The organism is Streptomyces sp. NPDC111520 (assembly GCF_055635295.1).
This window is the reverse complement of record NZ_JBVKBW010000030.1, coordinates 56902-78462: the sequence shown is the minus strand read 5'-3', so window position 1 is coordinate 78462 and position 21561 is coordinate 56902. Positions and strand designations below refer to the sequence as shown.

Here is a 21561-nt window from a genome sequence, read left to right as displayed (position 1 = left end):
CCGCGACGGCACCTTCTACGAACCGCGCCCATCCGCAACAGCCACCGCGTGACCAGCACAGGCTTGACGAAGGACATAGAGGCACCCCCCCGTCCTCCCGCCGACGCCGCCCCGCGGTGCTGTCACAACCGCGGCGCCGCCGTGGTCACAGCAGGTGGAGCGGCCGGCTGCGCCGTCACGAGGACACCATCGGGGCCGCCGGCCCCGCGGACGAGAGGGACCCGGATGAGAGTCGTTGTCGCGGGGGCCGGCGGGACGGTCGGCTCCAGGACCGTCGCGAGGCTGCGCGACCACGGTGTGGAGGTCGTCGCCCTGCCCCAGGGGGACCCCTCGGGCGGGACCCCGCACGGGGACCTCGCCGAGGCACTGCGCGGGGCCGACATCGTCGTCGACGCGACCGACGCGCCCTCACCCGCCGAGCCGGTCAGCCTGCAGTTCTTCCGCACGGCCACGAGCGGCCTGCTGGCCGCCGCAGAGACGGCGGGGGTCGAGCACCACGTCGTCCTGTCCTTCGTGGGGGCCGAGCGGCTGCCGTCGGGCTACTTCCGCGCGAAGCTCCTGCTGGAGGACCGGGTGCGGCGCTCTCCGGTCCCCCATTCGATCGTCCGGGCCGCGCTGTCCTTCGAGTGCGTCGAGGCGATGGCCCTGGCGGACGCGCACCAGGACGGCGACGTCCGCGTGGCGCCCGCCCTGGTGCGCCCGGTGGCCGCGGACGACGTCGCGGCCGCGGTCGCGCACGTGGCGGTGGGCGTGCCGTTGTTCGGCACCCTGGAGGTCGCCGGGCCCGAGGAGTTCGGGCTCGACGAGCTCACCGCCGAGCTGCTGACCGCCACCGGCGGCGGCAGGCGCGTCGTCGGCGACGAGCACGCGTGGTTCTTCGGCGCCGAGTTGCAGCGCCGCGCGCTGCTCCCGGGAGCGGACGCCCACCTGGGCCGCACCACGTTCCGCGACTGGCTCGCCCGGCGGTGACGCCCGCGAGCCGTCCGCGCCTCCGCCGAGACGGCTCCCCTGCGGCCGCCGCCGTCCGTGAGTTCCGCTCCGCGGCCGCCGCCCTCCCCTCCGCACACCCCGACAGGAAGGCCGCCGATGAGTGATCCGGCGCAGTCCGCACAGTTCGCGCAGTCCCCCACGTCCGGCACGCCCGACGGGCTGCCCGACCCCGACGCCGAGGAGACCGCGGAATGGCGTGAGTCGCTCGACGCCGTCATCCGGCACGCCGGAGCCGACCGCGCCGCCTATCTGCTGCGGCGCGTCCACGCGTACGCGTCCGCGTCAGGGGTGCCGGTCCCGGGGCTGCTCTCCTCGGAACCCGTCAACACGATCCCCGCGGCCGCCCAGCCGGACTACCCGGGCGACCTCGCCATGGAGGCGCGGATCACCGCGCTGAACCGGTGGAACGCGGCGGCCATGGTCACCCGTGGCTCGCACCTGGGCCTCGGTGGGCACATAGTGACGTACGCGTCGGCGGCCTGGCTCTACGAGGTCGGCTTCCAGCACTTCTTCCGGGGCAAGGAGGCCCCCGGGGGCGGTTCCGGCGACCAGCTGTACGTGCAGGGGCACGCGTCACCGGGTATCTACGCCCGGGCGTTCCTGGAGGGCCGGCTGAACGAGAGGCAGCTGGAGGGCTTCCGCCGCGAGGCCGACGGGCACGGGCTGCCGTCGTACCCGCACCCCCGGCGGCTGCCGTGGCTGTGGGAGTTCCCCACGGTCTCCATGGGGCTGGGCCCCCTCGCGGCCGTCTACCAGGCCAGGTTCAACCGCTACCTGCACGCCCGGGGCATCAAGGACACCTCCGGGTCGCACGTGTGGGCGTTCCTCGGGGACGGCGAGGTCGACGAGCCGGAGTCGCTGGCCGCGCTGGCGCTCGCCGCGCGCGAGGGGCTCGACAACCTGACCTTCGTCGTCAACTGCAACCTGCAGCGCCTGGACGGGCCGGTGCGGTCGAACTCCAGCATCGTGCGGGAACTGGAGGGCCGGTTCCGCGGCGCGGGCTGGCACGTGGTGAAGTCCCTGTGGGGCGCGGCCTGGGACCCGGTGCTGGCGCAGGACGCCGACGGGGCGCTGGTGCGGCGGCTCGGCGAGGTGCCCGACGCGCAGATGCAGACGTACGCGGCGCGGGACGCCGCCTATGTGCGCGAGCACTTCTTCACCGGCGACGCGCTCTCCCGGATCGCGGCGGGGCTGACCGACAGCCGGATCACCGAGCTGTTCACCGAGTCGAGGGGCGGCCACGAGCCTCTGAAGGTGTACGCCGCCTACCGTGCGGCCGTGGAGCACCGGGGCGCGCCCTCCGTCGTGCTCGCCCAGACCGTGAAGGGGCACACCCTGGGCTCCGACTTCGAGTCGCGCAACGCCAACCACCAGATGAAGAAGCTGACGATGGCGCAGTTCCGCAGGATGCGCGACACCTTGGAGCTGCCCATCCCGGACAGCGCGCTGAGCGGCGACCAGGTGCCGTTCTGGCACCCGGGCGAGGACTCCGAGGAGGTGCGGTACCTGCGGGAGCGGCGGGCCGCCCTGGGCGGTCCCGCTCCGCAGCGGAGGGTGGTCGCCATGCCGCTGAAGCAGCCTCCGGCGGCCCCCTTCGAGGCGCTGCGGAAGGGCTTCGGCAAGCAGGAGGTGGCCACCACCATGGCACTCGTGCGGCTGGTCAAGGACCTGATGCGCGACCCGGACACGGGCCGGCGCTGGGTGCCCATCGTCCCCGACGAGGCGCGGACGTTCGGCATGGAGTCGCTCTTCCCGACGGCCGGGATCTACTCCCCGGACGGCCAGACCTACGAGCCGGTGGACGCCGACCAGTTGCTCCACTACCGCGAGGCCGAGAACGGTCAGCTGATCGACGAGGGCATCACGGAGGCCGGCTCGCTGGCGGAGTTCACGGCCGCCGCCACCTCGTACGCCACGCACGGCGAGCCCATGATCCCGTTCTACATCTTCTACGCGATGTTCGGTTTCCAGCGGACGGGCGACCAGTTCTGGGCGCTGGCCGACCAGTTGGGGCGCGGCTTCGTGGTCGGCGCCACCGCCGGGCGCACGACGATGACGGGCGAGGGCCTGCAGCACGCGGACGGGCACTCGCAGCTGCTGGCGTCCACCAACCCCGCCGCCGTGAGCTACGACCCCGCATTCGCCTACGAGATCGCGGTGATCGTCAGGGAGGGGCTGCGGCGGATGTACGGCGACCGGCCCGAGGACGTCTTCTACTACCTGACGGTCTACAACGAGTCGAAGCGGCAGCCGGCCATGCCCGACGGGCCGTCGGTCGAGGAGGGGATCCTGCGCGGCATCTACCGCTTCAAGGAGGCGGCGGAGGCGGGCGCCGGGCCGCGGATGCAGCTGCTGGCCTCCGGCACGGCGATCCACTGGGCGCTGGAGGCGCAGGAACTCCTCGCGTCCGACTGGGGGGTGGCGGCCGACGTGTGGTCGGTGACGTCCTGGACGGAGCTGCGCCGTGACGCGCTGGACGCCGACCGCCGGCAACTGGACGGCGAGCGGCGCGTCCCCTATGTGACGTCGGCGCTGTCGGGGGCACCCGGGCCCGTGCTGGCGGTCAGCGACTGGATGCGGCAGGTGCCCGACCAGATCAGCCAGTGGGTCGAACAGGACTACTCGTCGCTCGGCACGGACGGCTTCGGTCTGTCGGACACCCGGGAGGCGGTGCGCCGCTACTTCCGGGTGGACGCCGGCTCGATCGTGGTGGCCGCCCTTGACCGGCTGGCGCGCACCGGTGCCGTCACCCCGCAGACGGTGGAGCGGGCGCGCGAACGGTACGGCCCGCGGGCCTGAGGCCGGCAAAGGGGACACGCCCGCCCCGCGTGTCCCCTTGGGGCCCCCGGCGCGGAACGCCGGGGGCCCGTGCCCCGCAGCGGAAGCCGCGCGGTGCGGGGGTTCAGTCGCGCGACCCCGCGAGTGCCGCCGCGCGTCCCCGCAGGACCGCCCACGCCGGGAGCGTCGAGGCGACGACCGCGAGCACCGCGCACGCCCCCACGGCCGCGGCCAGGGCCGCCCACGGTGGTTCGAGCGCGCCGGGCGCGGACAGCAGGGCCAGTGCCCAGCTCATGCCGACGAGGTTGAGCACGGCGACGGCCAGCCCCAGGAGCGCGCCGACCGCGACGACCGCCTGGGACTCGGCGGCCACCAGCCAGAGCACCTGGCGCCGTGTGGCCCCGGCCAGCCGCAGCGCGGCCAGTTCGCGGACCCGGTCGGAGGTGGCCATCACCATGGTGTTGACCAGGGAGATGGCGGTGTAGAGCAGGGCGATGCCGAGCACGAGCAGGAAGCCGAGCCGGGTCGTCCCGTCATTCCGCGGCCGCAGGGACGCGAGCCATTCGCCGCGGGTCAGCACCCGGCCGCCGTCCGCCGCCACCGCCTCCCGCAGCGCCGCGGCCACCGCGCCGGGGTCGGCACCGTCCGGCAAAGCGACGTCCACGCGGTCGACGGGGGCGCCGGGGGCGTTGGCCGGAGTGACGTAGACACCGTTGCCGCCGGTGCCGGTGGGCATGACCGCCGCGACGCGCAGCGTCCTGCTCGTACCGTCCCCGAGCCACACCCGGACGCTCTGCCCGACCGAGTGGTGTTCCCACTCCTCGTTGACGACGACCGATCCGTCGTCGAGGTCGGCGAGCGTCCCCGCGACGAGCGGCAGGCGGGCGGTGGCGGCGAGCGCCTCCGGGTCCGCGGCGCGCGCCGGGGACCGGACGAGGGCCGGGCCGTCCTCCAGGACGTACACCTCGCTCGACGCGCTCGGTGACACCTCCGTCCCCGGGACCGCGCGCAGGCGCTCCAGGGTCCGGGCGCCGAAGCCCGTGCCGCCGCCCGGCGCGGTGACCACGAAGGCGGCGGTGGTGCGCTCGCGTGCCTCCTGGGCCGCGGCCCGGTCGAGGGTCGCGGTGGCGCCGAGCAGCGAGCCCGTGAGGGCGACCACGACCAGCACCGGCGAGGCGACCGCGGCGGTACGGCGGACGCCCGCGGCGGCGTTCTCGCCGACGAGCATGCCGGTCGCGCCCGGCAGCCGGCCGAGGACCCGGGCGAGCAGGCGGGCCGGCGGGCGCAGCAGGACGGGCGCGAGCAGCGCGGTCGCGGTGATCAGCAGCATCGGGCGGCTCACGTACGTCTTGCGGTGCAGCAGGTCGCCGGGGTCGCCGGCGAGCGCGACGCCGAGGGTGACCGCGGCGGTCAGCAGCAGGCCGACGCCGCACAGCAGGCGGCCGGGCGTCATCGCACCGGTGTCCACGGCGGCCTCGCGCAGGGCCTGCGCGGGGCCGGTGCGGCCGGCCCGCCACGACGCGGCGGCCGCTCCGAACAGCGCGACGAGCAGGCCCGTCCAGAAGGCGGCGTGGTACGGCCAGGTGTGGTCGCCGACGGTGAACCAGGCCGGTGCCAGTCCCCCGTCGACCACGGACGCGGCGAGCCGCGGTGCCGCACAGCCGCCGAGCACGCAACCCGCCGCCGAGGCGAGCACACCGAGCGGCAGGGACTCGGCCAGCACCATGCGGCGGAGCCCGCCCGGGGTGGCGCCCGCGGCGCGCAGGAGGCCGAACTCGCGGCGGCGCCGGTCGACCGCGAAGGCGAACGTGGACGCCACGACGAACACCGACACGAAGGCCGTGACGCCGCCGGCGGTGCCGAACAGGGCGTTCATCGCGGTCACCGCCTCGTCGTCCCGGCCGGGGTCGGCGTCGGCGTACCGGCGGTCGTTCCCGGTGAGCACCCGGGCGCCGCTGCCGCGGACCGCGTCCCGTACCGCGGAGGCGTCGGCGTCGACCACCGACTGCGGGCTGAAGGGGCACAGCCGGGCGGCACGGGCGTCGGTGTAGAACACGGCGTCCTCGAAGCCGCGGCCGTTCACGGTGCCCGTGACCCGGGCGGTCCCCGCGGCACGGGCGGTCCCCGCGGCACGGGCGGTCCCCGCGGCACGGGCGGTCCCCGCGGCACGGGCGGTTCCCACGACGCGGACGGTCCCCCGGTCGGTGCGCACGCGCTCGCCCGGCGCGGCCCAGCCGCCCGTCACGACGACCTCGTCGGCGGCACGCGGCGCTCGTCCCGAGGTGAGCCCGTACGGGGCGAACGCGGCGGTGGACCAGGGGTGCCCGACGAGGTCCCCGGGTCCGCCCTCGGCCCGTACGGGGAAGGCGCGGTCCGCCACGACCCTGCCGAGGCGCCGCAGCGCGGTCAGGGTCGCGGCGGGCACCGCACGCGGCCGGGCGAGGGGCCGCGTCAGCTCGCCCCGCGGCGTGGGCACCCGCAGGGCGTCCTGGCCGCGGACGACGACGGGCGCCGCGGCGAAGCGCTCCGGCCCGCGCTCGGGCGCGTCCTGGGTGGAGGCGAGGACCAGGCCCGTCACCGTCAGCAGCGCGACGCCCAGGGACAGCGCGACGAAGCTGCCGGCGAAGGTGACCCAGCGGGTGCGCAGGGCGTGCAGGACGAAGCTCAGCACGCCGCGGCCTCCAGCCCGGCCATGCGCGCGGCGATGTCCGCCGCGCCCGCCGTGACGGACTCCCCGTTCACCCGGCCGTCGACGAGGAACACGACGCGGTCGGCGTAGGAGGCGGCCACCGGGTCGTGGGTGACCATGACGACGGTCTGGCCCTCGCGGTCGACGATGCCCCGCAGCAGGGTCAGCACCTCGTGGCCCGTCCGCGAGTCCAGGGCACCGGTCGGTTCGTCGCCGAACAGCACCTCGGGACGGGTGATCAACGCGCGGGCCAGCGCGACACGTTGCTGCTGCCCGCCGGAGAGCTCCGAGGGCCGGTGCCCGGCCCGGTCGGCGAGGCCGACCCGGCCCAGCACGTCGCGCACCGCGGCCCGGGAGGGCCTTCGGCCGGCCAGCCGCAGGGGGAGCGCGGCATTCTGCTCGGCGGTCAGCGACGGCAGCAGGTTGAACGCCTGGAAGACGAAGCCGATGCGTTCGCGGCGCAGCAGGGTCAGCCGGGTCTCGCCGAGCGCGGTCAGGTCGGTGTCACCGAGCAGCACCGACCCCGAGGTGGGCCGGTCCAGGCCGGCGGCGCACTGCAGCAGGGTCGACTTGCCCGAGCCCGAGGGCCCCATGACGGCGGTGAAGGAGCCCTTGGGGAAGGCGAGGGAGACCTCGTCCAGGGCCGTCACGGCGCTGTCGCCGGAGCCGTGCCGCCTGCTGACGTCGTGCAATCGGATGGCGTCGTCGTTCATCTGTCCCCACTGGGTCGGGTGCCGGTCCTCCGCCGCGGCCGGCGCGTCGGAGCGCTCCGGGAAGCGACGCCTCCCGGACGGCTCCACGAAATCCCGCGGGGCGGCCGCGGCGCAGTGCGGCAGGGACGAGAATCCGGGGTAGGGCCAGGCATACCACCGTCCTCGCCCTGGGCGGATGGTCCGGGGCCGCGGGCGGGTCCTACGGTGATCCGCATGCAACCGGGGAATGTGTGGCAGGCGATGTCCGGGCGGGGCTTCCTGCTGTCCGTGTGGCCGTGGCGCTCGCTGGCGTACCTGCTGACCGGCGTGGTCGCGGGCGCCGTCGCCCTTGTGGCGATCGTGACCGCGGCGACCGCCGGGGCCGCGCTCGCCGTCGTCCTGGTGGGGCTGCCGCTGCTCGTCCTCACCGCGCTCGCGGGCCTTCCCGTCGCCGCCCTGGAGCGGGCCCGGCTGCGCCTGGTCGACCGGGATCCCGTACCGGGGGCCCATCTGCCGCCCGCCAGGGGTGGGTTGTGGGCGTGGCTGACGATGCGGCTGCGGGAGCGGGCGACCTGGCGCGAGCTCGGCCACGCCCTGCTGCTGGCGGGTCTGCTGTGGCCGGTGGACGCGCTGGCCGTCGTCGTCGCCCTGGCGGTGCCACTCTCGCTCGTCGCGACTCCGGTGCTGATGGCGGGTGTCGGGGCGGGGCACGAGGCGAAGGTGCTCAAGCAGTGGACGGTCACCACGTGGCCGGCGGCATGGGGCACCGCCCTCCTGGGGCTGCTGCTGCTCGCGCTCGGCGCGTACGTGCTGGGCGTCGCCGCGGGCGCCCGGGCCGGGCTGACCCGGCTCCTGCTCACCCCGCGCGACCGCGGGCTGGGCGCCCGCGTCGTCGAGCTGACCCGCTCCCGGGTGCGCCTGGTGGACGCCTTCGAGGCGGAACGCCGCAGGATCGAGCGGGACCTGCACGACGGGGCGCAGCAGCGCCTCGTGGCGCTGACCATGGCCCTGGGACTGGCCCGGCTGGACGCGCCGCCCGGTCCGCTGGCCGACCAGCTCGCCCGGGCCCACGAGGAGGCCGGCCGGGCCCTGGAGGAACTGCGCGAGCTCGTCCGGGGCATCCACCCCCGGGTGCTGGCCGACTACGGCCTGGCGGCGGCCGTCGCCGACGCCGCCGACCGCTCCGCCGTGCCCGTCGACGTGGACCTGGAACTGCCGGGGCGGCTGCCCCGGGCCGTCGAGGCCGCCGCGTACTTCGTGGTCCGCGAGGCCCTCGCCAACGTCGCACGGCACAGCGCGGCCGGCCGCGCCGAGGTGAGCGGAGGCCACCGGGACGGGCGACTCGTCCTCCAGGTCCGCGACGACGGCCGCGGGGGTGCCGAACCGGGCGCCGGCAGCGGGCTGACGGGGCTCGCCGACCGGGTGTCCGTGCTGGATGGCAGACTCTCCCTGTCCAGCCCCGCGGGCGGACCGACCCTGCTGCGTGTGGAGATCCCTTGCGAGTGGACCGAGCGCTCCGCGTAGTGCTGGCCGAGGACAGCGTGCTGCTGCGGGACGGGCTGACCGGCCTCCTCGGCCGCTGCGGACACGAGGTCGTGGCCGCCGTGGGCGACGCCGACGCGCTGGTCGCGGCCGTCGCCGAGCACTCCCCCGACGTGGTGGTGACGGACGTCCGCATGCCGCCCGGTTTCCAGGACGAGGGCCTGCGGGCCGCGGTGCGGCTGCGCCAAGAGCGGCCCGCCCTGCCCGTCCTCGTCCTGAGCCAGTACGTCCAGCGCGCCTACGCCGCGGAGTTGCTGGACTCCGGCGACGGAACGGGACTCGGCTACCTGCTGAAGGACCGGGTGGGCCAGGTCGAGGAGTTCGTCGCGGCGCTGAGCGAGGTCGCGGCGGGCGGCACCGTCGTCGATCCCGAGGTCGTACGGCAGTTGCTGCGCCGCCGCCGCGATCCGCTGGAACGGCTCACCGCGCGGGAGCGGGAGGTGCTGGCGCTGGTCGCGGAGGGGAAGTCGAACGGCGCGATCGCCCGCGAACTGGTGGTCTCCGAGGCGGCCGTGGGCAAGCACATCGGCAGCATCCTCACCAAGCTCGACCTCCCCCCGGCGGACGGGACGCACCGGCGCGTCCTGGCCGTCCTGGCCTACCTGAGGGCCTGAGTCCGGGGCGGCGGACCGGGCTCGGGGCCGGTGCGGGCCGGGGCCCGGCGGCTCAGCCGTGGTGCGCGGCCGTCCGGCGGTGGGTGGCGGCCGGCCCGACTCCCGGCGTCCGGGTGGTCGTTCAGGCGGTCTCCGGCTCGTCCCGGCGGCGCACCATCTCGGCGATCCAGGCGGGCGCGAACGGGGACGTACAGCCCGGCGAGGTCGGGTAGTCCTTCAGCACCTCCAGGCGCTCGCCGATGCCGACGGCACGGGTGCGGAGGCCGGCGTGCTCGATCCCGATCTGCGCCAGGCAGTGGTTCATCGCCCACTGCAGGCGCTCCGGGGCGTCCTTCATCTCCGCCTCGACGACGTCGAGCAGTCCCGGGAGGTCGAGCCCGTCGGGCCTCTTCGCGACACGCTCGGTCGTCAGCGCCCAGCCGGCGGAGGCCACCACCGGGTCGGGGTCCGCGAGCCAGGCCACGCGCAGCTCCTCGGAGTGCGGGTTCTTCTTCACCACGTAGTTCACGAGCCAGTCGTGCACCTTGGGCGCGCGCGCCTCGCGGAGCATGGTGTCCAGTTCGTCCCGCCCGAACGCCTTCGGGCGGCAGATCAGCAGCGCCAGCAGTCTGGCGGCGGTGTCGTCCGTCTCCCACAGCCGCAGTGCGAGTTCGTGCTGCGTCTTGAGCCGCTTCGCGACCGCGCGCAGCTTGCCGAGGTTCACGCCGTGGTCGTCGCCGTGCCTGGCGTTCACGGCGCGCGTCTTCGGGTCCTCGAGTGCGGCCAGCTCGGCCATCACCTCCGCCGCCGTCGTTCCGGTCACCGCAGCCTCCTCTCCCTGACGAACGGGGTCCAGCGTACGAGACGGGAGGCGGCCGCCAGGCCTGGCCGGGCTCCACGTCCCAATCGTGCGGTCAGGCCAGTTCCAGTTCGGCCCACACGACCTTTCCGCGGGCCGCCGCGCGTGACCCCCAGCGGCGGGAGAGCCGGCCGACGAGGAAGAGACCGCGGCCGTTCTCGTCCGTGCCGCGCGCGCTGCGCAGCCGCGGGGTACAGGCGCCGGTGTCCGACACCTCGCACGTCAGGGCCTGGTGCCGGATCAGGCGCAGGCCGACCGGGCCGGCGCCGTGGCGCACGGCGTTGGTGACCAGTTCGCTGACGAGCAGTTCCGTGGCGGGCCCGAGCCCGTCCAGGCCCCACCGGGTCAGCTGGGCGGCGGCCAGTCGCCGGGCGTCGCGCACGGAGCTCTCGTCACTGGGCAGGGACCAGGAGGCGACTTGCGCCGGGCTGAGCGAGAGCGTCCTGACCAGGAGCAGGGTGACGTCGTCCGAGGGGGCCTGCGCCGGGAGGCTCGCCGTCGCAAGGGTGCAGAGCTCCTCCAGGGAGCGGCCCGGCTCCGCGAGGGCGGCGCCCAGGCGGTGCATCCCCTCCTCGATGTCACCCTCGCGGCTCTCGATCAGGCCGTCGGTGTAGAGGGCGATCAAGCTGCCCTCGGGCAGCTCCAGTTCGACCGCTTCGAAGGGGTCGCCGAGGCCGATGCCCAGGGGCGCCCCGGTGGGGAGGTCGGGGAAGCTCACCCGGCCCCCGGGGTCGACGATCGCGGGCGGCGGATGCCCGGCCCCGGCCATGGCGCACCGGCGGGTGGCCGGATCGTAGACGGCGTACAGGCAGGTGGCGCCGACGACGGCGGACGTCTCGTCCGCGGGGTCGGTGTCCTCCTCGACGAGCCGCTGGACCGTGTCGTCGAGGCGGGCCAGCAGTTCGGCGGGCGGCAGTTCCATGTCGGCGAGGGTGCGCACGGCGGCGCGCAGCGTGCCCATGGTCGCCGCGGCGTGCAGCCCGTGGCCGACGACGTCGCCGACGACGAGCGCGACCCGGGCGCCGGACAGCGGGATGACGTCGAACCAGTCGCCGCCGACGCCGTGGTCCATGTCGGCCGGCAGGTAGCGCGAGGCGGCCTCGACCGCGGTGCCGCCCCTCAGCCGGCGCGGCAGCAGGTTGCGCTGCAGGGTGAGGGCCGCGGTGTGCTCGCGGGCGAACCGGCGGGCGTTGTCCAGCGCTTGCGCGGCGCGCGCGACGAGTTCCTCGGCCAGCAGCAGGTCGACCTCCTGGAACGGCTCCGGGTCCGTGGTGCGGAGGAACACGACCACGCCCAGCAGGGCGCGCCGGGCGCGGATCGGGACGACCATCAGCGAGTGGACGCCGTTCGCGCGGATCCTCGACGCCACGGCCGGGTCGTGGTCGATCCACGTTCCCGGCGCGGTGTCCAGGATCGGCTCCAGGTGCGGCCTGCCCGTGCTCATCACCTGGGCGAAGGGCGAGCGGGGCGGCACGGGCACCGGTTCGCCCCGCACCCACACCAATCCTGGGGCACCCGGGTGCACGGAGGCCAGACCGGCCCTCCGCAGGACGGGCAGGCGCCCGCTCGCCGGGTCGACGCGCGCCGGCGGGCCCTCGCTGAAGGGCACGGACTGCTCCAGGTCCACGGCCACGTAGTCCGCCAGCAACGGCACGGCGAGGTCGGCCAGTTCCTGACTGGTCTGCATCACGTCCAGGGTGCTGCCCAGACGGGCGCTGGCCTCGCCGACGGCGGCGAGGCGCTCGCGCGCCAGCCGGCTCTCGACGACGTCTGCACTGATGACGCAGACACCGAGGGATTCGCCGTCGGCGCCCTGCAGGCAGTGGAAGGACGCCGCGAACGGATGCTCCCGGCCCTTGCTCACCGGCAGCCAGGTCCGGTACTCGTGCACCTTGGTGGTGCCGCTCCTCAGCACCTGCCGCATCACCGCTTCGAGGGCGCCGGCCTTGGCGCCGGCCAGGACGTCCACGAACCGCCGGCCGAGCCGCCGGTCGCTCGGGACGCCGTCGTGCTCCTCCATCACGTCGTTGACGAGGACGCAGCGCAGTTGCGGGTCGCGGACGACGGCTCCGATGGGCGCGCGGGCGAGCAGCGGCCCCCACACGGGTCCGCTGACCGCGTCCCCGGAGAGCGCGCCGGCGTCCGTCAGGGTGGCCAGCCAGCGGGTCGCCCCGTTCCGGCCCCGCAGCGTCGTGATCCGCAGGCTGACCTCGATCGCCCGCCCGTCCCGGTGGGTCACCGCCGCCGTACCCGGCCAGCCGTTCTCGGCACGGCACCGTTCGGTGAAGGCCGGCATCGACGGGGTCTCCCCGAAGGACGGCAGCACAAGAGCGGCGGAACGGCCGACCGCGTCGGCGGCGGGGTGTCCGACCAGACGCTCGGCGGCGGTCGTCCACGCGACCACCGTCCCCCGCTCGTCGAAGATCGCGAAGGCGGAGTCGGATATCCCGGGCGCGTTCACATGCTTGCCAAGCGTCACCACGTCGGTGCAGGTCATCGCGTTTCGTCCTCAGGGTCTCGTCCTCAGACAGCTGGGCAGAATGCCTGATTTGCACTTTCGGGGATCAGACCGGCCGGCCGCCGGATCTGTGACAACGCCGGCGCAGGCGCATGGCGACGGCGGGGTCGAGGTCCCGAGGGGCGGGTTCGCCCGCGTCCGCGCCCGCGTCCCGCCGGACCGTCAGAGCGGGAACCACAGGTCGGCCTCCTCGGCCTCCTCCTTGCCGATGGCGAAGACGGCGATGTCCTTCTTCCGGGAGTCCTGCGGAGGCAGTTGCGCCACGTACGGGTGGTCCCCGTCGCCGACCAGCGGCCTGCCGTGCTCGCCGGGACCCGGAAGGGACCCGAAGTACTCGGCGTTGACCTCCCTGTACCGTGCCCACTCCTGCGGAAGGTCGTCCTCGCGGAAGACCGCCTCGACCGGGCAGACGGGCTCGCAGGCCCGGCAGTCCACGCATTCGGCGGGGTTGATGTACAGCGTCCTGCCGCCCTCGTAGATGCAGTCCACCGGGCACTCGGCGACGCACGCCCGGTCCTTGACGTCGATGCAGGGCTGCGCGATGACGTAGGCCACCTTCGGCTCCTCGGTCGCGGCGGGGACGACCACCGGCGGGCCGCTGTGCCCCGGGCGTCCTTCGATCAGCCGTATGACCGGCAACTCCCTGACGTTGTGACGAGGTCGCCCGCCGGACGGCCCGGCGACACGACGGCTGTGTCACACGACGGGGTGCGGAGCGGTCTGGTGATTGACTCTCCGTACGTGGTTCGCAGCAAGCGACATCCGAGATGAGGTGCATCGTGTCCCCTGAGAACACTTTCGTGATCGTCGGAGGCGGTCTGGCCGCGGGCAAGGCGGTGGAGGCGCTGCGGGAGAACGGCTACGACGGCCGGCTCGTCCTCATCGGCGACGAACCGGACAGGCCCTACATCCGCCCGCCGCTGTCGAAGGGCTATCTGCTCGGCAAGGAGACCCGCGACTCGATCTTCGTCCACCCCGCCGACTGGTACGCCGAGCACGACGTCGACCTGCGGCTGGGCACCACCGTCACCGGGCTCGACGCGGGGGCCAAGGAGGTGCGGCTCGACGACGGGCAGCGCCTGCCCTACACGAAGCTGCTCCTGGCCACCGGATCGACGCCGCGCCGGCTGCCCGTGCCCGGCGCGGACCTGGACGGCGTGCTCTACCTGCGCCGCGTTGGCGACAGCGAACGACTCAAGGACGCCTTCACCACGGGCGCGCGGATCGTCGTCATCGGCGGCGGGTGGATCGGCCTGGAGACCGCCGCGGCCGCCCGGCAGGCCGGGGCGGAGGTGACGGTGCTGGAGGCCGAGGAGCTGCCGCTGCTTCGGGTTCTCGGGCGTGAGGCGGCCGAGGTCTTCGCGGGCCTGCACACCGACAACGGCGTCGTGCTGCGCAACGGCGTACGGGTGGAGGAGATCACCGGCAGCGGCGGCCGCGCCGACGGGGTGCGGCTCGCCGACGGCACCCGCCTCCCCGCGGACGCCGTGGTCGTGGGCGTCGGCATCACCCCCAACGTCCAGCTCGCCGAGGCGGCCGGGCTGGAGGTGCGGAACGGCGTCGTCACCGACGCGCACCTGCGCACCTCCGCGCCGGACGTCTTCGCGGCGGGCGACGTCGCCAACGCCCACCACCCGTTCCTGGACCGCCACATCCGCGTCGAGCACTGGGCCAACGCGCTGAACCAGCCGGCCACGGCCGCGCAGGGCATGCTCGGCAAGGACGCCGTCTACGACCGGCTGCCGTACTTCTACACCGACCAGTACGACCTCGGCATGGAGTACACCGGCTACGTGGAGCCCGGCGGCTACGACCGCGTCGTCTTCCGCGGGGACAAGGCCGCACGGGAATTCGTGGCCTTCTGGATGTCGGGGAACCGCGTCCTGGCCGGGATGAACGTCAACGTGTGGGACGTCGTCGAGCCGGTGCGCGAGCTGATCACCTCGCGCGCCGCGGTCGACGACGCGCGCCTGGCCGACCCGCAGGTGCCGCTGGACCGCGTCACCGCCTGACCGCACGGCCCACGGGCGTGGGACGGCCGGACGACCCGGCCGTCCCACGCCTTTTCCATGCCTGCCCCACGCCTCTTCGCGCCCTCCCGGCGCCGCCCTACCGGGTCCCCGGCCGGCCGGGGACGGTGTCACAGACCGCCCGGCCGCCCGGTCGTACTCAGTGACAACCAAGGTGATCGGAGCGGACCGTGGCCCCCACAGAACGACACATTTCCACCATGGTGCTGGTGATCGGCACGGGAGGCGCGGGACTGCGCGCGTCGATCGAACTGGCGGAGGCCGGCATCGACGTCCTCGCCGTCGGCAAGCGGCCCAAGGACGACGCCCACACCGCCCTGGCGGCCGGGGGCATCAACGCCGCGCTGGCCACCATGGACCCCGAGGACAGCTGGCAGCAGCACGCCGCGGACACGCTCAAGGAGAGCTACCTGCTGGCGGACCCCCGCACCGTGGAGATCGTCACCCAGGGCGCGGCCCGGGGCATCGACGACCTGGAGCGGTACGGCATGGCCTTCGCCCGGGAGGAGGACGGCCGGATCTCGCAGCGCTTCTTCGGCGCGCACAAGTACCGCCGTACCGCCTTCGCCGGCGACTACACCGGCCTGGAGATCCAGCGCACCCTCGTCCGGCGGGCCGAGCAGCTCGGCGTCCCCGTGCTCGAGGGCGTGTACATCACCCGCATCCTCGAGCACGACGGGGCCGTGTTCGGCGCGTACGGCTTCGACCTCACCGACGGCACGCGCTACCTCATCCACGCCGACGCGGTCATCCTCGCGGCGGGCGGCCACACCCGCATCTGGCGCCGCACCTCGTCCCGGCGCGACGAGAACACCGGCGACTCGTTCCGCCTGGCTGTGGAGGCCGGCGCCCGGCTGCGCGACGCCGAGCTCGTCCAGTTCCACCCCTCCGGCATCATCGAGCCGGAGAACGCGGCCGGCACGCTCGTCAGCGAGGCGGCCCGCGGCGAGGGCGGCATCCTGCGCAACGCGCTCGGCGAGCGGTTCATGAGCCGCTACGACCCCGAGCGGATGGAGCTGTCCACCCGCGACCGCGTCGCGCTCGCCTCGTACACGGAGATCAAGGAGGGCCGCGGCACGCCCAAGGGCGCCGTGTGGCTGGACGTCTCCCACCTGCCGCGGCAGACGATCATGAGCCGGCTCCCCCGGGTGTACCAGACGCTGCTGGACCTGCAGATGCTGGACATCACCCGCGACCCGATCGAGATCGCGCCGACCGCGCACTACTCGATGGGCGGCGTCTGGGTGCGGCCCGAGGACCACAGCACGGACGTCCGCGGCCTGTACGCCATCGGCGAGGCGTCCAGCGGCCTGCACGGCGCGAACCGCCTGGGCGGCAACAGCCTCATCGAGCTGCTGGTCTTCGGCCGCATCACGGGCCGGGCGGCCGCCGCCTACTCGCTGGGGCTGACCTCGCTGCCGCGCTCGGCGGAGGCGGTGGCGCGGGCCCGCGCCGAGGTGGACGACCTGCTGGCGGCGGACGGGCCGGAGAACGTCCGCGCCCTGCAGCGCGCCATCCGCAACACGATGACCGAGCACGCGGGCGTCGTACGCGACGAGCAGGGCCTGCGCGCCGGCCTGGCGGAGCTCGACTCCATCGAGAAGCGCATGGAGTCCGTCGGGATCCACCCCGACATCGCCGGCTACCAGGACCTCGCGCACGCCTTCGACCTCAAGTCGGCCGCCCTGGCGGCGCGCGCCACGCTGGAGTCGGCGCTGGAGCGGCGGGAGACCCGCGGCTGCCACAACCGCAGCGACCACCCGGAGACGGACCCCGCGCTGCGGGTCAACCTGGTCTGGTCCCCCACGACCGGCGTCACCCGCGAGTCCATCCCGGCCGTCCCCGAGGAGATCGCCGCCCTGATGCAGGACGTCTCCACCGAGGGCAAGCTCGTCGAGTAGCGGCGGGCCGCCGCACCCGACGAGGCACCGGGGCCCGCCCACGCCGGGCCCCTGTCACAAACCGCCCCGCCGCCCGGTCAATACCGGCGTGCACCTGCCTGCCGGTGCCGGTGGGGCGGGTCACCACAGCGTGCGCCCCGCGCACGACACCATCCGAGAGGACTCCATTTCCATGAAGGTCGTAGTCATCGGCGGAACCGGGCTCATCGGCTCGAAGGTCGTCGCCAAGCTCAACGCGCACGGGCACGAGGCCGTCGCGGCCTCCCCCAACACCGGCGTGAACACCCTGACGGGTGAGGGCCTGGCCGAGGTCCTGCAGGGCGCGCAGGTCGTGGTCGACGTCTCCAACTCGCCCTCCTGGGAGGACGACGCGGTGATGAACTTCTTCCGCACCTGCACCGGCAACCTCATGAAGGCGAACGCCGAGGCCGGCGTCACCCACCACGTCGCGCTCTCCATCGTCGGCACCGACCGGCTCCCGGAGAACGGCTACTTCCGCGCCAAGCTGGCCCAGGAGGAGCTGATCAAGGCGTCGGGCATCCCCTACTCCATCGTCCACGCCACGCAGTTCTTCGAGTTCGTGAACGGCATCGCGGACGCCGGCACCGAGGGCGACACGGTGCGCATCGCGCCCGTCAAGTTCCAGCCCATCTACTCCGACGACGTGGCCACCGCCGTCGCCCGCACCGCGGCCGGCGAGCCCCTCAACGGCGTGGTGGAGATCGCCGGCCCGGACGTGTTCCAGTTCGACGAGCTGGTGCGTGACGTGCTGACCTCCCAGAACGACCCCCGCACGGTCGTCGCGGACCCGCACGCCACGTACTACGGGTCCGAGCTGCAGGACGGCTCCCTCGTCCCCGGCTCCGGCGCGCAGCTCGGCGCGACCCGCTTCGCCGACTGGTTCGCGCAGGCGCAGCGGTAAGCCCCGCGGGTGGCCCCTGCCCGGCGGCGGGGGCCACCGCGGCCCCGAGACCCACCCCGTACGAAGAGGTCGACCCGCCATGTCCAGGAACCGCGCGGAAACCACCGCCCCACGCTCCCGTCCGCGGGAGGGGGTGACCGGTGCGTACGTCATCGACCCGCTCCACAGCGCGGTCGGCTTCTCCGTCCGGCACGCCGTGGTCGCCGCCGTACGGGGCAGGTTCACGGCCTTCGAGGGCTTCCTGCGGCTCGACGCCCACCGGCCGGCCCGCTCCGAGGCCCATGTGAGCGTGCAGACCGGCAGCCTCGACACGGGCGTCCCGGCGCGGGACTCCCACCTCACCGGCCCCGACTTCCTGGACGCCGCGGCCTTCCCGCTGATGGTCTTCCGCTCCACCGCGGTCGTGCCCCTGGGCGGGGACACCTTCCGCCTGACGGGGAACCTGAGGATCAAGGACGTCGAACTGCCGCTGCACCTCGACCTCGGCTACGGCGGGACCGTCCGGGACGCCGGCGGGCAGCGGCGGACCGGCTTCGAGGGCACGGCCACCCTCCGCCGCTCCGACTGGGGCCTCACCTGGAACGTGCCCCTCGCGTCCGGGGGTGTCCTGCTCGGGGACACGGTGCGGCTCGAACTCGGCGTCTCAGCGATGCGGCTCGGCCCGGAGGTCCCGTGATGACCCGCTCCCCCGGCCGGCGCCCCGATCCCTCGGCCACCGCCGCGGCCCTGACCGCCCAGGCCGTCGCCCTGGAGCGGCGCGTCGTCGAACTGCGCCGCCAACTCGCGGACGTCACCGACCGCATGCTCGCCGTCGCCGAGGCCCTGAGCGGCCTGCGCGGCTCCGGTCTCCTGCCCGGGCAGGACCCGGGCGACGACCACTGAGGCGGCACGCCGTCAGGCGGGCTGCCACAGCTCGACGCGGTTGCCCTCGGGGTCGGTGACCCAGCCGAAGCGGCCGACGCCGTCCATGTCCTGGGTCTCCTCGGCGACGTCGGCGCCCTTGGCACGCAGTTGCGCGAGCATCGCGTCGAGGTCGCGGACCCGGAAGTTGAGCATGGTCTGCTGGGTGGGGGACCCGAAGTAGTCCGTCCCGGACTCGAAGGCCGCGAACACCGTGGGCCCGGCTTCCTGACGCCACAGCCCGTTCTCGTCGGCGTCGAGGCCCAGGCAGTCGCGGTACCAGGCGCCGAGGGCCGCCGGGTCGGCGGCACGCAGGAAGTGTCCGCCGATGCCAAGCACATGTTCCATGCCGCCATCCTGTCAGGGCGGTGCCGGGATCTCCCGGACCGGCCCCGCGGCGCGGGGCGGATCGTGGCCGGGTCGCGGACGACGGTCCATGAGGCTGCGCCTACCAGCTGGGAGGAAACGCGTCGTGGAACGGCCCGGCGCTCCTCTGGAAGAGTCGTCGCGCCCGGTGATCCCGCACCGCACGAAGGAACCCAGGACATGAGCCATACGTCGCCCGTGGACACCGTCCGGGAGTTCTACGCGAACTTCGGACCCGGCTTCGACGATGCCGCGGCCACCTGCCTGCGGCTCCTCCACCCCGACGTCACCTGGCATTCCGTCATCTTCAACGACCATCCCGTGGACGGCCCGGACGCGCTCCTGGGGGATCTGCGCCGCGCCCTGGAGACCTTCCGCGCCAGCGGTCTCCGTACGGAGGTGCGTCACATCCGGGCCGACGGCGACACCGTCTCCGTGCGCAGGACCGACACGCTGCTGGACGACCGGGGAGAGCCCATGGAGTCGTACGACGTCGTGTCGACCGTCCGTCTCCAGGACGGCAGGATCCGCTCCGCGAGGGACCGCTTCGCCGACGCGCGGGCGTCCCGGTCCGTGTGAGGGGCGACGGGGGCGTCCCTACTCCTGGACGACCACCGCGGTCTGCAGGCGGACCGCGTCCTGGCCCGGCGGGACCCCGAACATGCGGCGGTACTCGCGGCTGAACTGCGAGGGGCTGTCGTACCCGACGGCGTGACCGACCGCGGCGACGTCGTCCGGGGCCGCGATCAGCTGCAGGCGGGCCTTCTGCAACCGGATCTGCTTCTGGAACTGCAGCGGGCTCATGGCGGTCACGGCGCGGAAGTGCCGGTTCAGCGAGGACACGCTCATGCCCACCTCGCGGGCGACCTCCTCGATCCGGATGACCTGGTCGTAGTGCGCCTTGATCCACTCGATCGCGCGGGCCACGAGCGACATACGGCTGTCGGCACGCCCGATCTGCCGGATCAGCGCGCCCTGCGGCCCGGTCAGCAGCCGCCAGTGGACCTCACGCCGCACCCCGGGGGCCAGCACGGGCACGTCACGGGGCTCGTCCAGCAGGCGCAGCAGCCGCAGGACCGCGTCCAGCAGCCGGTCGTCGGCGTCGCTGGTGGCCAGGCCCGGGCCCTCGTACGGCAGGGCCGGGAGCGGGGCCGTCTCCAGCAGCAGCTGGGCGATGGTCGCCGGCCGCAGCGGGAGCCCGAACCCGATGAACGGCTCCGCGGCCGAGGCGCGGCTGATCTGCGAGGTCAGCGGCAGCTCCACCGTGGCGACAAGGTACTGGCCCGCCCGGTAGTCGAAGATCCGGTCGCCGAGGACGGAACGCTTCGCCCCCTGGACGGTCAGCGCCATCATCGGCGCGTTGACCGTGCCCATCGGCTCGGTGACGCGGCCGCTCGCGAAGACCACCATGTCCTCGACCCACCGCGGCCGCGGGCTCCCCGCGGCCAGTCGGGTGATCCGCTCGCCGATCTCGTCCAGTCGCCCCATCCCTCCAGTGGACCACAGGAACGGCGCCGGGCGCACGCATGATCAGGGCGAGATCGAGCGGATCGTGCAACGATGCGCGCCGATCGGTCTAGGGGACCGGCGGGTGGCGGGATCGAATGGAGGAGCACAGGGGGACGGCCCGGACGGCGTCCCCGATCCCCGTCCTCCGTGAGGAAGCACTGTCATGCCGCTCGATTCCTACGTCACGCTCGGCCGCTCGGGACTGCGGGTCAGCCCGTTCACCCTCGGCACGATGACCTTCGGTGAGGACCACGGCTGGGGCTGCGGCCCCGAGGAGTCCGCGAACATCCTGGCCGCCTACCTCGACCGCGGCGGCAACTCGGTCGACACCGCGAACATCTACACCAACGGGCACTCCGAGAAGATCATCGGCGACTACTTCGCCGGCCGGTCCGCGCTGCGCGACCGGGTGGTGCTCGGCACCAAGTTCTTCGGCAACCTCTTCGAGGGCGACCCCAACGGCGGCGGGCCCGGCCGCAAGGCGATCGTGCAACAGCTGGAGAACTCGCTGCGGCGCCTGCGCACCGACTACGTCGACATCTACTGGCTCCACAACTTCGACCCGTCCACCCCCGTCGAGGAGACCCTGAGGGCGCTGGACGACCTGGTCGGCGCCGGCAAGGTCCGCTACGTCGGGTTCTCCGACGTGCCGGCGTGGGCGACGGCCGAGGCCGCCACCATCGCGCAATTCCGCGGCTGGACCCCGATCGTCGCGCTGCAACTGGAGTACTCGCTGCTCGAACGCACCTCGGAGGGCGAGCTGATCCCGATGGCCCAGGCGCTCGGGATGGCCGTGATGCCGTGGGGGCCGCTGCGCAGCGGCTTCCTGTCCGGCAAGTACTCCAGCGGCTCCACCGGGCCGGTGGACACCACGCGCACGCACCTGGTCGGCGTCCCCGGCGAGGCCGACTACAAGGTCATCGACGCGCTGGGTGCCGTCGCCGCCGACGCGGGCGCCGACCCCGCCGCCGTCGCCCTGGCCTGGGTGCAGGGCCGCCCCGGGGTCACGTCCACCCTGATCGGCGCGCGCCGCATGGACCAGTTCGAGGCCAACCTGCGGGCCCTGGACGTCACCCTCACGCCGGACCAGCTCGCCGTCCTCGACGAGGTGTCCGCGCCGGCGCTGAACTTCCCCGCCCACAACAACGCGACGATGGCGCCGATGCTCCAGTTCGCCGGGGCGGTCGTCGACGGCCGCCCCGCCGTGCCCTCCCCGCTGCTGCGCGCCAGTGACGCCCGCTACTGAAGGGCCCGCGGGGGCCGGGACGACCG

General features: G+C 74.2%; 17 protein-coding genes and 1 pseudogene. 11 read left to right on the top strand and 7 right to left on the bottom strand.

Features of this window, described 5'->3' with window-relative positions; translation table 11 throughout:
* The first annotated feature begins 48 nt into the window (after positions 1–48).
* Together ACZ7MY_RS39865 and aceE are read left to right on the top strand one after the other, a co-directional pair.
* The gene (locus ACZ7MY_RS39865; protein WP_499610452.1) at positions 49–969 is read left to right on the top strand and encodes an SDR family oxidoreductase; all 921 of its coding nucleotides are present in this window, start codon (positions 49–51) and stop codon (positions 967–969) included.
* Between the two features lie 117 nt (positions 970–1086).
* Positions 1087–3789 (top strand): pyruvate dehydrogenase (acetyl-transferring), homodimeric type, encoded by a 2703-nt coding sequence (gene aceE / locus ACZ7MY_RS39860; RefSeq protein ID WP_499610444.1) that lies wholly within the window; start codon positions 1087–1089, stop codon positions 3787–3789.
* A gap of 103 nt (positions 3790–3892) precedes the next feature.
* Here aceE and ACZ7MY_RS39855 read toward each other — a convergent pair whose 3' ends face one another.
* Together ACZ7MY_RS39855 and ACZ7MY_RS39850 are read right to left on the bottom strand one after the other, a co-directional pair.
* Positions 3893–6439, bottom strand: a complete 2547-nt coding sequence (locus ACZ7MY_RS39855) for an FtsX-like permease family protein (RefSeq protein WP_499610441.1) — start codon at positions 6437–6439, stop codon at positions 3893–3895.
* Entirely contained in the window at positions 6433–7170 is a 738-nt protein-coding gene (locus ACZ7MY_RS39850; RefSeq protein WP_499610439.1) for an ABC transporter ATP-binding protein, read from the bottom strand. Before ACZ7MY_RS39850 ends, ACZ7MY_RS39855 begins: the two co-directional genes overlap by 7 nt.
* A gap of 213 nt (positions 7171–7383) precedes the next feature.
* Between ACZ7MY_RS39850 and ACZ7MY_RS39845 the strand changes: the two genes are divergently transcribed.
* Both ACZ7MY_RS39845 and ACZ7MY_RS39840 read left to right on the top strand, forming a co-directional pair.
* Positions 7384–8673 carry a sensor histidine kinase gene (locus ACZ7MY_RS39845; RefSeq protein WP_499610437.1) on the top strand — a complete coding sequence of 430 codons (1290 nt, stop codon included), beginning with the start codon at positions 7384–7386 and terminating at the stop codon, positions 8671–8673.
* Complete coding sequence (locus ACZ7MY_RS39840) at positions 8673–9305, top strand: response regulator (RefSeq protein WP_499610451.1); 633 nt, start codon at positions 8673–8675, stop codon at positions 9303–9305. The genes ACZ7MY_RS39845 and ACZ7MY_RS39840 overlap by 1 nt, the downstream gene beginning before the upstream one ends.
* Positions 9306–9426: 121 nt before the next feature.
* Here the strand turns inward: ACZ7MY_RS39840 and ACZ7MY_RS39835 are convergent, their stop codons facing one another.
* From ACZ7MY_RS39835 to fdxA, 3 genes and pseudogenes are all read right to left on the bottom strand, one after another.
* Positions 9427–10080, bottom strand: a complete 654-nt coding sequence (locus tag ACZ7MY_RS39835) for a DNA alkylation repair protein (RefSeq protein WP_499610449.1) — start codon at positions 10078–10080, stop codon at positions 9427–9429.
* Between the two features lie 118 nt (positions 10081–10198).
* Positions 10199–12640 (bottom strand): SpoIIE family protein phosphatase, encoded by a 2442-nt coding sequence (locus ACZ7MY_RS39830; protein WP_499610434.1) that lies wholly within the window; start codon positions 12638–12640, stop codon positions 10199–10201.
* 261 nt (positions 12641–12901) lie between these two features.
* Positions 12902–13216 (bottom strand): annotated as a pseudogene (gene fdxA, locus ACZ7MY_RS39825) (ferredoxin); the annotation flags it as partial.
* A 224-nt stretch (positions 13217–13440) separates the two neighbouring features.
* On the opposite strand from fdxA, the gene ACZ7MY_RS39820 reads away from it, so the two are divergent.
* The 5 genes from ACZ7MY_RS39820 (at position 13441) to ACZ7MY_RS39800 (ending at position 18396) form a co-directional block, all read left to right on the top strand.
* Complete coding sequence (locus ACZ7MY_RS39820) at positions 13441–14673, top strand: NAD(P)/FAD-dependent oxidoreductase (protein ID WP_499610432.1); 1233 nt, start codon at positions 13441–13443, stop codon at positions 14671–14673.
* Between the two features lie 218 nt (positions 14674–14891).
* On the top strand, positions 14892–16592 hold the full coding sequence (locus ACZ7MY_RS39815; RefSeq protein WP_499610429.1) for an L-aspartate oxidase: 1701 nt from the start codon (positions 14892–14894) through the stop codon (positions 16590–16592).
* A gap of 172 nt (positions 16593–16764) precedes the next feature.
* On the top strand, positions 16765–17514 hold the full coding sequence (locus ACZ7MY_RS39810; RefSeq protein WP_499610427.1) for an SDR family oxidoreductase: 750 nt from the start codon (positions 16765–16767) through the stop codon (positions 17512–17514).
* Between the two features lie 79 nt (positions 17515–17593).
* Entirely contained in the window at positions 17594–18190 is a 597-nt protein-coding gene (locus ACZ7MY_RS39805) for a YceI family protein (protein WP_499610425.1), read from the top strand.
* Positions 18190–18396 carry a hypothetical protein gene (locus tag ACZ7MY_RS39800; RefSeq protein WP_499610423.1) on the top strand — a complete coding sequence of 69 codons (207 nt, stop codon included), beginning with the start codon at positions 18190–18192 and terminating at the stop codon, positions 18394–18396. The genes ACZ7MY_RS39805 and ACZ7MY_RS39800 overlap by 1 nt, the downstream gene beginning before the upstream one ends.
* Positions 18397–18408: 12 nt before the next feature.
* Here ACZ7MY_RS39800 and ACZ7MY_RS39795 read toward each other — a convergent pair whose 3' ends face one another.
* The gene (locus ACZ7MY_RS39795) at positions 18409–18762 is read right to left on the bottom strand and encodes a VOC family protein (RefSeq protein ID WP_499610421.1); all 354 of its coding nucleotides are present in this window, start codon (positions 18760–18762) and stop codon (positions 18409–18411) included.
* A gap of 198 nt (positions 18763–18960) precedes the next feature.
* Between ACZ7MY_RS39795 and ACZ7MY_RS39790 the strand changes: the two genes are divergently transcribed.
* The gene (locus tag ACZ7MY_RS39790) at positions 18961–19359 is read left to right on the top strand and encodes a nuclear transport factor 2 family protein (RefSeq protein WP_499610419.1); all 399 of its coding nucleotides are present in this window, start codon (positions 18961–18963) and stop codon (positions 19357–19359) included.
* Positions 19360–19377: 18 nt separating this feature from the next.
* Here the strand turns inward: ACZ7MY_RS39790 and ACZ7MY_RS39785 are convergent, their stop codons facing one another.
* Entirely contained in the window at positions 19378–20268 is an 891-nt protein-coding gene (locus ACZ7MY_RS39785) for an AraC family transcriptional regulator (protein ID WP_499610416.1), read from the bottom strand.
* A 184-nt stretch (positions 20269–20452) separates the two neighbouring features.
* Between ACZ7MY_RS39785 and ACZ7MY_RS39780 the strand changes: the two genes are divergently transcribed.
* Complete coding sequence (locus ACZ7MY_RS39780; protein ID WP_499610413.1) at positions 20453–21535, top strand: aldo/keto reductase; 1083 nt, start codon at positions 20453–20455, stop codon at positions 21533–21535.
* Positions 21536–21561: the final 26 nt, after the last annotated feature.

Coding starts and splice junctions, on each gene's coding strand:
- aceE (WP_499610444.1), top strand. CDS start 1,087: ATGAGTGATCCGGCGCAGTCCGCACAGTTCGCGCAGTCCCCCACGTCC.
- ACZ7MY_RS39850 (WP_499610439.1), bottom strand. CDS start 7,170: ATGAACGACGACGCCATCCGATTGCACGACGTCAGCAGGCGGCACGGC.
- ACZ7MY_RS39845 (WP_499610437.1), top strand. CDS start 7,384: ATGCAACCGGGGAATGTGTGGCAGGCGATGTCCGGGCGGGGCTTCCTG.
- ACZ7MY_RS39835 (WP_499610449.1), bottom strand. CDS start 10,080: ATGGCCGAGCTGGCCGCACTCGAGGACCCGAAGACGCGCGCCGTGAAC.
- ACZ7MY_RS39830 (WP_499610434.1), bottom strand. CDS start 12,640: ATGACCTGCACCGACGTGGTGACGCTTGGCAAGCATGTGAACGCGCCC.
- ACZ7MY_RS39815 (WP_499610429.1), top strand. CDS start 14,892: ATGGTGCTGGTGATCGGCACGGGAGGCGCGGGACTGCGCGCGTCGATC.
- ACZ7MY_RS39810 (WP_499610427.1), top strand. CDS start 16,765: ATGAAGGTCGTAGTCATCGGCGGAACCGGGCTCATCGGCTCGAAGGTC.
- ACZ7MY_RS39805 (WP_499610425.1), top strand. CDS start 17,594: ATGTCCAGGAACCGCGCGGAAACCACCGCCCCACGCTCCCGTCCGCGG.
- ACZ7MY_RS39800 (WP_499610423.1), top strand. CDS start 18,190: ATGACCCGCTCCCCCGGCCGGCGCCCCGATCCCTCGGCCACCGCCGCG.
- ACZ7MY_RS39795 (WP_499610421.1), bottom strand. CDS start 18,762: ATGGAACATGTGCTTGGCATCGGCGGACACTTCCTGCGTGCCGCCGAC.
- ACZ7MY_RS39790 (WP_499610419.1), top strand. CDS start 18,961: ATGAGCCATACGTCGCCCGTGGACACCGTCCGGGAGTTCTACGCGAAC.
- ACZ7MY_RS39785 (WP_499610416.1), bottom strand. CDS start 20,268: ATGGGGCGACTGGACGAGATCGGCGAGCGGATCACCCGACTGGCCGCG.
- ACZ7MY_RS39780 (WP_499610413.1), top strand. CDS start 20,453: ATGCCGCTCGATTCCTACGTCACGCTCGGCCGCTCGGGACTGCGGGTC.